The 13,035-nt window shown below is 50.2% G+C and carries 8 protein-coding genes; 6 read left to right on the forward strand and 2 right to left on the reverse strand.

Annotation, left to right across the window (positions count from 1 at the left end; genetic code table 11):
* Window positions 1-232 precede the first annotated feature (232 nt).
* The 3 genes from era (at window position 233) to CLV25_RS13335 (ending at window position 4,795) form a co-directional block, all read left to right on the forward strand.
* On the forward strand, window positions 233-1,117 hold the full coding sequence (gene era / locus CLV25_RS13325; RefSeq protein WP_131840159.1) for a GTPase Era: 885 nt from the start codon (window positions 233-235) through the stop codon (window positions 1,115-1,117).
* Between the two features lie 33 nt (window positions 1,118-1,150).
* Window positions 1,151-2,458 carry a ribosome biogenesis GTPase Der gene (gene der / locus CLV25_RS13330; RefSeq protein ID WP_131840160.1) on the forward strand — a complete coding sequence of 436 codons (1,308 nt, stop codon included), beginning with the start codon at window positions 1,151-1,153 and terminating at the stop codon, window positions 2,456-2,458.
* A 402-nt stretch (window positions 2,459-2,860) separates the two neighbouring features.
* The gene (locus CLV25_RS13335) at window positions 2,861-4,795 is read left to right on the forward strand and encodes a peptide-N-glycosidase F-related protein (RefSeq protein ID WP_131840161.1); all 1,935 of its coding nucleotides are present in this window, start codon (window positions 2,861-2,863) and stop codon (window positions 4,793-4,795) included.
* A gap of 283 nt (window positions 4,796-5,078) precedes the next feature.
* Here CLV25_RS13335 and CLV25_RS13340 read toward each other — a convergent pair whose 3' ends face one another.
* Together CLV25_RS13340 and CLV25_RS13345 are read right to left on the reverse strand one after the other, a co-directional pair.
* Window positions 5,079-6,374, reverse strand: a complete 1,296-nt coding sequence (locus CLV25_RS13340; protein ID WP_131840162.1) for an alpha-L-fucosidase — start codon at window positions 6,372-6,374, stop codon at window positions 5,079-5,081.
* A gap of 88 nt (window positions 6,375-6,462) precedes the next feature.
* Window positions 6,463-8,706, reverse strand: coding sequence for a glycoside hydrolase family 20 protein (locus CLV25_RS13345; RefSeq protein WP_131840163.1), 2,244 nt, complete (start codon window positions 8,704-8,706; stop codon window positions 6,463-6,465).
* Window positions 8,707-9,210: 504 nt separating this feature from the next.
* On the opposite strand from CLV25_RS13345, the gene CLV25_RS13350 reads away from it, so the two are divergent.
* From CLV25_RS13350 to CLV25_RS13360, 3 genes are all read left to right on the forward strand, one after another.
* Window positions 9,211-10,812: a YfcC family protein gene (locus CLV25_RS13350; protein WP_131840164.1), complete on the forward strand. Its 1,602-nt coding sequence runs from the start codon at window positions 9,211-9,213 to the stop codon at window positions 10,810-10,812.
* 151 nt (window positions 10,813-10,963) lie between these two features.
* A complete protein-coding gene (locus CLV25_RS13355) occupies window positions 10,964-11,626 on the forward strand; it encodes a hypothetical protein (protein ID WP_131840165.1) in 663 nt (220 codons plus the stop codon).
* Between the two features lie 646 nt (window positions 11,627-12,272).
* Complete coding sequence (locus tag CLV25_RS13360; protein ID WP_131840166.1) at window positions 12,273-13,031, forward strand: sensor histidine kinase; 759 nt, start codon at window positions 12,273-12,275, stop codon at window positions 13,029-13,031.
* The last annotated feature ends 4 nt before the right edge of the window (window positions 13,032-13,035 follow it).

A 13,035-nucleotide genomic window follows, 5' to 3' on the forward strand; every position in this document is an offset into this window, starting at 1 on the left:
TCTCAGGCAAAAAATTATTATCAAAAAAATAAAATATGCGGAAAATGGTTAGCGAAAAAAGGCGTCATGGTAAAATGTTTGTTTGTTAAAACGGAGAGGGGTTACAGCTAATATCTACGTAATCGGTGTTTTAGCCATTGATCTATTTGCCGAAGCAGCAAAGGGGTTCCGTGTGGGCAACTTTACTAAACCAATTGTTTATTGTACTTTTGTACCCTAAAAACGTGCAGCAATGGCTCATAAATCAGGCTTTGTAAATATATTAGGTAATCCCAATGTGGGGAAGAGTACGCTTATGAACGCCTTGGTGGGCGAGCGGTTGTCCATCATTACCGCTAAGGCGCAAACCACCCGCCATAGGATTATGGGGTTGGTGAATACCGACGACTACCAGATTGTATACTCTGATACCCCTGGTATACTTAAGCCAAACTACAAGCTGCAGGAATCGATGATGACGTTCGTGAACACCGCCATCACCGATGCCGACGTGTTTCTCTACGTTACCGATGTGGTGGAGACGCCCGATAAGAACATCGAGTACATCGATAGGCTGAAGAAAACCTCGACGCCAATCATCCTTATCATTAACAAGGTTGACCTTTCCACCCAGGAGAAGCTGGAGGTGCTGGTTGAGCAGTGGAAGGAGCGCCTACCCGAGGCAATGATTATTCCTGCTTCGGCAAAGCTGAACTTCAACCTCGAGGCCATCATGAGCAATATCGTACGCTTGCTGCCCGAGGCTCCACCGTACTTCCCCAAGGATCAGCTTACCGATAAGCCAATGCGCTTCTTTGCCGCTGAGATCATCCGCGAGAAGATATTCCTGAACTACGAGAAGGAGGTGCCCTACTGCACCGAGGTGGTAATCGAATCGTACGTAGAAGATCCTAAGATCGTACGCATTGGGGCGGTGATTTACGTGGCGCGTCAAACCCAAAAGGGTATTATCATTGGCAAGCAGGGTAGCATGCTCAAGAAGGTGGGCACCGAGGCGCGCAAGGAGCTGGAGGCGTTCCTAGGCACGAAAGTCTTCTTAGAGATCTTCGTGAAGGTGAGCGACAAGTGGCGCGACAACGAGCGCGACCTCAAGAATTTTGGATACATACAGGACTAAAATAGCTGCCCGGGCAGCACATCAACAAGTAAGATGGCAAACATTGTAGCAATAGTAGGGCGCCCGAATGTGGGGAAATCGACCCTCTTTAATCGTTTGGTAGGAATGCGTAAGGCCATTGTCGACGAGACTGCTGGCGTTACCCGCGACCGCCACTACGGCAAGTGCGAGTGGAACGGTAAGGATTTCTCGGTGATCGACACCGGGGGATACACCATCAACTCCGACGATACCTTCGAAATGGAGATCCGCAGGCAGGTGGAGCTGGCCGTTGATGAGGCCGACATCATCCTTTTTGTGGTGGACGTAATGGGCGGCATCACCGACTACGATGCGGCCATTGCCGAGATGCTCCGTAAGTCGAAAAAGAAAGTATTCCTTGTTACCAACAAGGTTGATAATAACGACCGTATCTACTTCTCGGCCGAGTTCTACGCGCTTGGGCTAGGCGATCCGTACAACATATCGTCGGCTAGCGGCTTTGGCACGGGCGACCTGCTGGATGCCGTAATCGAGAGCTTGCCCAAGGAGGAGAGCCCCGTTGAGGAGCTCGACATCCCCAAGGTGGCTATCGTAGGTAGGCCAAATGTGGGTAAGTCGTCGCTTACCAACGCGCTGCTGGGCGAGGAGCGTAACATTGTTACCCCAATTTCGGGTACCACCCGCGACTCCATCCACACCCGCTACAACAAGTTCGGGCAGGATTTCTTCCTGATCGACACCGCTGGGCTCCGTAAGAAGGGGAAGGTGCACGAGGATATCGAGTTCTACTCGGTGATGCGCTCGATCCGTACCATAGAGGAGTCGGACGTGTGCGTGCTGATGCTCGATGCCTCGCAGGGCATCGAGGCGCAGGACTTGAATATCTTCAACCTTATTGTGCGTAACAAGAAGGGCGTTGTGGTGGTGGTAAACAAGTGGGACTTGGTGGCCAAGGAGAACAACACCATGAAGGAGTACACCGATAACCTGAAGAAGCGCATAGCTCCATTTACCGATGTGCCCATCATCTTTACCTCGGTAGTCAACAAGCAGAGGGTGTTCGACGTAATCCAGCAGATATCGGTGGTGTACGAGAACCGCAAGCGCCGTATTCCAACGGCTCGCCTTAACGAGTTCTTCCTACCCATCATCGAGGATACGCCCCCACCTGCTAACAAGGGCAAGTACATCAAGATAAAGTTCGTAACCCAGCTGCCAACGCAAACGCCATCGTTCGCGTTCTTTGCCAACCTTCCGCAGTACGTTAGGGAGCCCTACAAGCGCTTCCTCGAAAACAAGCTGCGCGAGAACTACGACTTTAAGGGGGTGCCCATACAGATCTACATTCGCGAAAAGTAAGCGTAACGCTATAGGAAACTTCCGAGTACTGCTCGGAAGTTTTTTGCTTTTACCGATGCAGCTGTTTGATCGAACAACGACGATGTTGAAGCGAACATCGTCAATGTTGAGTCAAACAACGGGGATGTTGGATCGAACAAGCCATATGTTGAGTCGAACAAATGATTTTTCGGACGCAACAAGCCATATGTTGAATCGAACAAATGGCTTGTTGGATCACACAAGCCGCATGTTGAAGCGAACAAATGATTTGTTGGGTCGAACAAGGCACATGTTGGATCGAACAAATGGCTTGTTAAGAAGAACAAGCCTTAGGTTGGATCGCACAAGCGATCTTTTTGATGTTACAAGTAAGATGTTAACCGCTACTATTATCAACACAACCAATAAACACCAAGCATTATGAAGAGAGCGCTTCTCTCCCTGCTCCTCTTGGTAGGGGGGCTATCGGTGGCAACCGCCGGTAGTCAAGAAAAAATTCATGTGGTGCCGTTCAAGAAGGCCACCATTACCTGCGATGCCTCTAAGGGCAATAACGCCTATCCCGTTTGGGCAAAGTTTCCATCAACATCCACATCGGTACGCAAGATACTGATGCACGTTACCCTCGGCTGTCCCGATACCATTGCCTGTGCGCACTGGGACTACCTCGATCATGTCAGGCTGGTGAAGGCGGGAGGTGCCAGCGGAAAGGTGCTCAACTACGAGCTTAGCCGCATGCTGACCCCCTACGGGAGCATCTTCAGCAAGGGGTGGAGCTTCACCTGGACGGTGGATGTAACCGACTTCGCGCAGGTGCTCCGCGATAGCGTGCTGCTGGAGTACAACCACTCGGGCTACGAGGCCAAAACCGTGGGGTGGGCGCTAACCATCGACTTCGAGATTACCGAAGGCCCTCAGGTTATTAAGCCTCTCTCTATCGCTCCGCTGTGGAACGGAGGGTTTAAGTACGGCGATGCCTCTAACCCTATAAAGGATCAGATAAAACCTGTAAAGTATACCGTTGATGGGGGTAGCGCTATCAGCCGCATCCGCCTTCAGCACACAGGTCATGGTATGGATAGGCCAAAGGGTTGCAGCGAGTTTTGCAGCCGCTGGCGCGATATCCTCCATGATGGCAAGGTGGTTGAACACCGAAACCTTTGGATGGACTGCGGCAGCAATCCGCTCTACCCTCAGGGAGGAACCTGGATTTACGACCGTGCGTGGTGGTGCCCTGGGCATTTGCAGCCAGCCGACATTGTCGATGTTGCCGTAAAGCCAGGAGAATCGCACACCATCGATATGAACCTAGAGCCCTACACCGCCACGGGTAACGTTCAGGCCGTAGAGAGCATTGCCTCGTACCTGATTCAGTATAGCGCGCCGCTAAGCAAAAACGATGTGGCCATAGAGGAGATCATGGTTCCGAACAATAAGGCCAACTTCAACCGCATGAACCCCGCCTGCACTAATCCTCAGATTAGGATTCGCAACCTTGGAGCGAAGAGCCTTCGCACGCTCGACATCACCTACTTTACCGTGGGGCTAAAGCCCCGCACCTACAAGTGGAAGGGCAATCTTGCCTTCAACCAATCGGAGGTGGTAACGCTTCCTGGCGAGATTGCCGAGGTGGGGGCTAAGAACCAGTTCTCGGTTACCCTCGCCAAGCCCAACAACACCCGCGATGCGTGGGATGGCGATAACAAGCTGGTGACGGAGTTTGATGCGCCCCAGCATCTGCCCGAAAAGATGGTGCTGAAGTTCCTTACCAACAACGTGCCTACCGACAACTACCTGTTTGTTGCCTCGATTAAGGGTGATACGCTGCTGCGCTACACTCCTAAAAACCTTAAGCCACGAACGCTTTACACCGATACGCTTTACCTTCCTAAGGGATCGTACAACCTAACGCTTGTCGATACCACCGGCGATGGCTTGGAGTTCTGGTACGAGCCTCAATCGGGCTACGGATACCTTCATCTTCTGGACATGAACGGACGCATGGTAAAGCGCTTCGAGAGCGACTGCGGCAACGGACAGTTTTTCTCGTTCCGTACCTCGTCGGAGTATAGGGTTGATACCACCAAGAACGAGTACTCCTTTATCCTATTCCCAAGGATGACCAAGGATTCCATCGCGTTGGATGTTCATAGCGATGTTGCCCAGCGCATGGAGGTGGTGATTACTGCCGATGGGGTAGAGATAGAGCGTCACTCCTATAAGAAGGTAAAGAGCGGTAGATTTGTGTACTCGGTAGGGTACCTGCCCGATGGCCGCTACATCATGGATGTGCTAATGGACGGCAAGAGCCAGTTCAAGCGCCGATTCAACAAGATATCGAGGGATGAGGATTAGCGATTTCGCGAATTCTTTAGACTTAGACCATAAAAGTAAAAAGGGGTGAAGCTGATGCTTCACCCCTTGCTTGTATTTGAGATATACTGTAAGTTTCGAATCTGTTAGAAAAGTTCTAACCCATCCCTACCCCTCCCGAGAGGGGACCAGGAGCCCAGAGTCGGAGTTAGAGAAATTCTTAAGCTGTTGCTGTTTCAAAACTCTTCTGATTAATCCCGCTAAGGCGGGATGTCGCTTCGCTCCACTTCTGTTTATTTCCGTTTAACTTTTTGTTGTTTGGATGCTACTTCGTAATCGGTGTCTCCAAACTTAGGCAAACCACGGTTACTTGATTGTCCAGCTCAGTTTCGGGAACATCAATGTAAAGGATTCCGGGAACCGACGACCACCAAGGCTTCATCATCACCTTGTAGTTGATGGTTGCGCCGCTGCCTACAACCCATGCGGTTGCTACCTTGTTCTTAAGACCTTTTACAGCGATAGGTCCGTTTGGCTTGTGCTCGATGAATAGGTAAAGTTTCTTGCCATCCTTCGATAGGGTGCTAGGCCCTGAGAACCACTCGCGCAATATTCCGGCTTGTGTGCCATAAATGGCCTCCTGGTGCTTCTTTGTCCAACGGCCAAGTTCCTTTAGAATGGCCACCTGCTCGTCGGCAATGGTGCCATCCTCTTTAGGACCCACATCGAGAAGAACATTTCCTCCCTTGCCAATGCAGTCGGCAAAGATGCGGATTACCTGATTTGGCGTTTTGTAGTTCTTGTCGGTTGGCTGATAGCCCCAAGCGTCGTTCATGGTTAGGCAAAGTTCCCAGTGTGGATTTGCGGGCTTCTCAAGTGGAACGCCGTTCTCGGGGGTGTCGTAATCGCCGTAGCCCTGCAGGCGCGAGTTGATAATCACGTTTGGATTGTACCCGAATAGCTTTTGGCGGATCTCTTTAGCCTTCCACTGATCGGCGCTGAACTCCCAGTCGCCATCGAACCACCATAGGTCGGGGTTGAAACGCGAGCCCAGCTCGTCGAGCTGGCCGTTCATGAAGGTAAGGAACTTGTTCCAGCGAGCTGGATCATTCTCGTAGCGCTTCTGATCTTTAAGGAAGTTGGGGTAGTCGGGGTGGCTCCAGTCGATGAGCGAGTAGTACATACCCACCTTCATTCCCTTTTCGCGAATAGCCTTGCAGAACGGATCAACTAGGTCGCGCTTAATGGGGGTTTTCTTCACGACGCTAAGATCGCCAACTTTGGTATCCCAAAGGGCAACACCATCGTGGTGCTTGCTGGTGAGCACTGCATATTTTGCTCCGCTTTCGGCAAACAGGTTGGCCCATTTTTGAGCGTCGAATCGCTTACCGGTAAAGCCCTTTAGCTGCTTCATGTAATTTTCGTGGGTAATCTTGCCGTTGTAGAACGACCACGATTCGTCAATCCCATTTACGGCGTAAATACCGTAGTGGATGAAGATGCCCAGCTTGGCATCGGAGAACCACTGCATGCGCTTGGCCTTCTCCTCGGCGCTCTCCTGAGCAAACAGCGAGGTAACCGATGTTGCGAGAAGTAGTAGTAGAGTTGCTGTCTTTTTCATTGTATGGTGTTGATAGTTGTTGTTAGTGAGTAGGGTAGACTCTTCGTCTACTGCAAACCACTTCCGTCTATTTTTGTTTAACCTCTTCCTAGTACACGGTAATCTCATCAATAAACATGTAACCCCTCATCACATTGGGTGCAATAAAGCGTATGTAGCGCGTTTTTGTGTTGCCGCAATCGAAGGTGAAGGATTTGAACCTTAGCAGAAGATCGTTTGTAGGCGTAGTATTCACCTCTTTTTTGAAGGTGGTAAAGGTTTTGCCATCCTCCGAGAATTGCACCTCTACGTATGAAGGGAAGTACACTCCCGGACCGGGCTGCTGCATAAAGCGGATGGCTACGCTAGAGATGGGCTGTACGCTCTCCATATCTACGGTAACATCGAAATTCTTTAGGTAGCCCAGCCATTGCTTGTCGTGGTAGGTGAGCGAACCCTTTACGCCGTTGGTTAGCGTTTGCTCCTTTTGTGCGGGGTACGAGTCGCTCCACAGGGTGTTAAAGGTAACAGGTTTGCCGATTGCCAAGTGGTAGTTGGTGGTATCGCAGGCGGCCTCGCCCTGCATCTCCCCGTTCTTGAATATGGCTGCCTTTACAATCGTTTTTCCGGATGTGTAGAATGGCTTATCGTAGAGTTGCGAGCTGGCGGTTGGCGCGTTCCCATCGGTGGTGTAGCGAATCTCTGGCTTGTACTGCTCGCTGGTAAGGGTAATCTGGTTTTGCTTCCTTTCGTAGTCGGGAAGGGCCGCAATTGTTACGGAGTTGGATGGACGGTAGTAGTTAACGTTGTTGCTCTGAAGCAGGCGGTAGTGGTGCTGTAGGCGGCGCTGGAAGTCGGAGTAATCCTTCTTATCCTTAGCCGTCCAGGCTACCTCGGCAAGCGCAATGGCTCGTGGGTAGGCCATGTACTCCACCTGATAGGTTGTTGGCATGTACTCGCTCCAAAGGTTGGCTTGGGTACCCATTACGTGCTTGCTCTGCTCGGCTGTTAGCGCAGCAGGCACAGGCTCGTAGGCGTAAACGCGCGACAGCGGAAGGAATCCGCCAATGGCCTCGGGCTGTGTGGTGGGGTCGCTCTGGTAGGCGTCGAGGTAGGTTTCGCCGGGGGTCATCACCACATCGTGCCCCTGCTGCACGGCCTTAATGCCGCCAGCTTCGCCGCGCCAGCTCATCACGGTAGCATCGGCAGGTAGACCGCCATCTACAATCTCGTCCCAGCCGATAAGCTTACGGCCATTATCCTTTAGAAATTGCTCCATGTGCTTAATCAGGTAGGCCTGCAGCTCGTGCTCGTTGGTAAGCCCCTTCTCCTTTTTTAGCGCCTGACACTTGGGGCACTCCTGCCAAGGCTTGATGTTGGCCTCATCCCCCCCCACGTGGATGTAGGTGGATGGGAATATCGCCATAACCTCCTTTAGTACATCTTCGAGGAAGGTATAGGTTTGTGGGTTTCCGATGCAGAACTCGCCGTTCTTGTAGGGAACTCCGGAGCACGATAACTCGGGGTAAACCGCAAGCACCTCCTCGGAGTGGCCGGGCATCTCAATCTCGGGGATTACCGTGATGCCCAGTTTGGCGGCGTAGGCCACAATTTCGCGGGCATCGTCCTGCGTGTAGTAGCCACCGTAGGCGTTAGGAGCACCCTCGTCGGCATACTTGCGGGGAGAACTCCACCAATCCCTCCAGCGGTTGTGGGTGCGGAATGCCGCTTTTGATGTTAACAGCGGATACTTCTTGATCTCCAACCGCCATCCGGGGCCATCGGTAAGGTGCCAGTGGAAGGTGTTGTACTTGTAGAGCGCCATCATGTCGAGGTACTTCTTGACGAAGTTAACCGGCATGAAGTTGCGCGACACGTCGAGGTGCATGCCGCGGTAGCTAAAGCGGGGGATATCCTTAATATCGGTGCAGGGGATGCTGGCCATGTTGGGCTGCAGCTGCTGCAGTTGTAGCAGGGTAAACACGGCGTTGGTTGCCCCCTTTAGGGTTGATGCGGTAATGGTGATCTTGCTTGGGGCGACGGATAGCTGGTACCCTTCGTTGCCGAGGCTGTCCTTCTTATCGGCTTCTAGGAAGACGATGGATGCCTTTTTGCTGCTTCGGGCAATGGCGTTGCTCAGCCTCAGCTTCTCAGCAAGCAGGTTGGCTGCCTCCTTAAATTGCGATGGGGCATGCAGCTTTACGCTTGGGGTGATGGTGAAGGCGCCCGGCTTATCGGTGCACGATAGCGGCTTCGGAATCAGGTCTGATGCAAGTGGGGTGCTGGTGCCCTGAGCGCCTGCGGCTCCGGCAAGTAGCATAAGCCCCCACAGCAGTAGGTTGCTTCTTCTCATGTTGAATAATAGTGTGATGTTAGAGGTCGTTGCGGCATCATCAGCTATTCCCATTATTGCTGATGGCGCGCGCAGCTGCATCGCAAATGTAGCTCTTAAAATTGTGAAGTAAAATGATTAACGATGCGGTTAAACCGATTCCTCCCCTGTTCGGGAAATCGTCAAAGTAAACGGGTTGGGCATTCCCCTGCCAAGGGAATTGCCAAAGTAAAAGGGTTGGGAGTTCAATTGGCGATTGAATCATCAAAGTAACTGAGGTGAAGGTTCAATTGGCAATGGTGCCAATTGTTTCTTTAAAAATGGAATATGGCACAACTTTTCTTCGAAGGTTATCCCCCGCCAGCGGGGGATAACCTTTATACAACAAAATGCGGATTTCTTTACGTCTCTTTGCTATAAGAGATGGATGTTATAAAAGCAAAATCACTGGATTCCCCTCCCCAAAAGTTTGCTCGCGCCGATGCACTTCCTATATTTGTACACCTTAACATTAACAGCTAACCTATGGGTTCGAAAAGAAAATTCACCATACCGAATAACTTCGTTATCGTTTTTTGGATAATTGCCATCTGCGCCCTGCTTACCTGGTTTCTGCCCGGTGGCGAGTACGTAAAGGCCACCGACGGAACGGTTACCTTTAACCAAATCGACAATGTGCCGCAAACCTACCAGCTCTTCACCTCCTTCTTTAAGGGGTTCGAGAAGGGTGCGGGCATCATCATATTTATTCTTGTTGTGGGTGGCGCCTTCTGGGTGGTTAACTCCAACGGCTCCATCGACGTGGGCATCTACTCGTTCCTGAACAAGTCGAAGGGATGGGAGCGCTTCTGGCTGGTGCGCAAGCTGGGGGTAAACAACGTCATCATGGTAAGCATCATGATCATCTTTAGCCTCTTTGGGGCGGTGTTCGGCATGAGCGAGGAGACCATAGCCTTTGCCGTGGTGATTATTCCGCTGGCTATATCGATGGGGTACGACTCGCTGGTGGGCCTAGGGCTGGTGTACGTGGCGGCTCATACCGGTTTTGCCGGGGCAATGCTCAACCCGTTCACCATCGGCATTGCTCAGGAGCTCTCGGGTATTCCTCTCTTCTCGGGCATCGAGTATAGGTTTATCTGCTGGATCATCCTTAACGTTGCCCTAATCATCTTCGTGCTTCGCTACGCCCATAGGGTGAAGAAGAACCCTAAGATCTCGCCTGTTTACAACGAAGATAAGTTTTGGCGCGACCGCTTCAGCGAGGAGAAGTCGCACGTGGAGCATATCACGCCCAAGTCGGCCTGGTGGGCCTTTGGCCTTAGCCTTGCCGGGCTTATTGCCTTCTCCGTTGTGTATCCTACCACCTCGCTGGTAATCGGCAAGTCGACCTTAACGCCGATGCCGATAATGCCGTTAACAACGGTTCTCTACGCGCTGCTGTGCTGGAGGAGCCTCCGCAAGTCGGTGCACTTCTTTATCCTGCAGCTGCTGGGCTTCACCATCCTTTACCTTATTGTTGGTGTGATGGGCTACGGCTGGGGTATCGACAAGATTGCCGGACTCTTCTTTGCGCTTGGGTTGCTGAGCGGCTTGGCCATTGGATACAAGGCAAACGATATCGTGAAGCACTTTATGGATGGCGCCAAGGACTTCATGTCGGCGGCCATCATCGTAGGGTTTGCCGGGGGTATCATCGTCATCCTTCAGGACGGAAAGGTGGTGGACACCATCCTGCACGGGCTGTCCTCGACGCTCGGGTCCTACGGCAAGATAGCCGCTACCGAAACCATCTACGGTATCATCACCCTTATCAACATGATTATCCCATCGGGTAGCGCCAAGGCGGCCCTCACCATTCCGATATTTGCCCCCTTCTCCGATATCATCGGCATATCGCGGCAATCAACGGTAATGGCGTTTCAGTTGGGTGGCGGCTTTACCGAGATGATCACCCCTATTTCGGGAGTGCTCATCGGCGTGTTGGGCGTGGCCAAGGTTCCCTACGCCAAGTGGATTAAGTGGGTGCTTCCCTACATCATCGTCCTGATTATTATAGGAGCCCTTTTGCTGATCCCAACCGTAACGATGGAGCTGAGCGGCTTCGAGATGGTTCCTGCAACACGGTAGAAACGCCCAATTTGGGCATCTCTACGATGGTATCTACAATATTATGCGCAACCGACTTTGTGTCAGATGCGCATTTTTTTAGATGGTTAAAAAAATGTATATCTTGGCTCGTGTTTTTTAATTATTACAAACAGATTAAATCTAACCTGAAATGGAAATTGGGGAAATTAAACGGGCTATTGAAGAATGGTCCAAAGCCAGAACATCGGCAGACGATGTTTTAGCCTACCTAAAGCAGGGTACCTGTTTTAAGATCGAGAGATCGAACTACGATCTTTGGAAGACGAAGTCTCCAAAAGAGCTACATGTCTACCTCGGTGTTTTTAACGGTCAACTACAGTTTGTTCTTATCGACAGCGAGTCGGATAAGAATCCAGAGGCAAATATCGATTCGATAGTTGTGCAGGATTACTATCCAGGTCTTAATGTGCTTGATGGCGGAATTATCGACCATGCAAAGGATGGCAGCGTAAAAGTTGTTGAGGCCTTAAAGAGGGTAATGAGGTGGACGGTGTTTATGGAATCGTGGGTTAGGAACAGTGTGGAGTCGTCGGCTGGTGTTTTTCAGGCCTTTGTGCTACCCTTTAGTGATCTAACCTCGCAGTTCGAAACCGCAGGCTGCTACGAAACCATGGCCATCTTTGGGTTGAACGGTAAGAATGCCGACCTGATGCTTTGGGGAATGCCAACAACCATCGAAAGTAGTGGATTACGAACAGCCGCAGTCCCTACTGGTGAAGATAAGGGAACTCCTGTTGAGGATATATCTACTCCTTGCCCTCCTTTTCATAACGATGGATTAGGGCTTCTTTAAACGAACGGTAAGCTATGGATCAGAACCAGATTTGGACTTATGTCTCTTTACTTTCACCTATTGTTCTTTTATTAGGGATCTCAATAGGGCTTTATAACTTTAAGCATTTGGGCGTAAGTACAAGGTATTTATTCTACTATTTGGTGCTGTGCCTTGGTGCCGATTTTCTTTGCCGGTACTTTGGATATTACTCCCGCTTTAAGTACAACCTTTTTATTGTGCCCATATTCGGCTTTTTTGAGCTTGCAATATTCTCGAAGCTATACTACAGCCATATCCTTAGGCGCAGGAGTAATATCCTTATTGGGTTTATGGTATTAGCCCTTTTATGCGTCTCTTCCGAACTGCTTTTTGTAAGTAGGCTGTTACATCTAAAAAACTTTCAATCGTTTGGAAAGGTTATTGCCGATGTGGTTATTGTTTTATACTGTCTTATGTACTACTGGAGGATTTTTAATGGCAGTATTCCCATTGTGAAGGAGCATCGCTACTTAAATGTTGCTGCACTAATCTACTTTTCAATAAATCTAGTTCTATTTCTTCCCATAAATTTTTTGGTTAACGAGTCAATTAGCGTTGTTTTTCTATTTTGGGTGTTAAATTTGGTGTCGTTAAATCTCTTTTACCTTGTTTTAATCTACTTGATATGGCAGAATGGCAAGATCCGCAAATGTTTGCGGTAGGACTTCTTATCGTACTGCTTTTTACCGTTGTTTTAGTTGTTAGCATGGTTTTGCTCACACGAAAATACATTAAGCGAATCATTCAAGAACAGGAGAAGTTTACGCAAGCCAAGTTGGAACATCAGAAATCGTTGCTTTGGAATAGCGTTTTAGTGCAGGAAAAGGAGCGCGACCGTATTGCTTCGGATCTTCACGACGAATTGATTTCGAAGCTAACTGTTCTGACCTATGCGCTGCAAACCAACAATGAGAAGGTTAAGCCTGTAGAGTTGCTGGGCGACTCCATTAAGATTGCCCGTAGAATTACGCACGACCTTCGTCCTCCTATGCTCGAGGAAACTTCTTTAGATGAGTTGGTGGAGGATTTTATTCTACCTCTTAAAAGCGCATATTTAATCAGCTACCATTTTCACCATCAGCAGCACCAAGCGCTTAAGACCGATGTGAAGTTGCAGCTGTTTCGGATTGTACAGGAGGTGGTTAATAACATACTGAAGCATGCCCATGCCTCCGAGATTAGCATTAATCTGCGGATTACAGATGCCATTGTTGCTCTAGTTATTCGCGATAATGGAGTTGGATTTGATAGCACTGAAAAGGCAAAGGGCCTTGGGTTAAAGAATATCGAGTTTCGGGCTCAGCTGCTAAGTGCGAAGAGCCGGTTTAAGTCGGCGCCGAGCAGAGGTGCCACTTTTCAGCTTCTGTTGAAAAATAACGTTTGATAAA

Origin of the sequence: Acetobacteroides hydrogenigenes, assembly GCF_004340205.1 — a bacterium.
In the GTDB taxonomy this organism is placed as follows: domain Bacteria; phylum Bacteroidota; class Bacteroidia; order Bacteroidales; family ZOR0009; genus Acetobacteroides; species Acetobacteroides hydrogenigenes.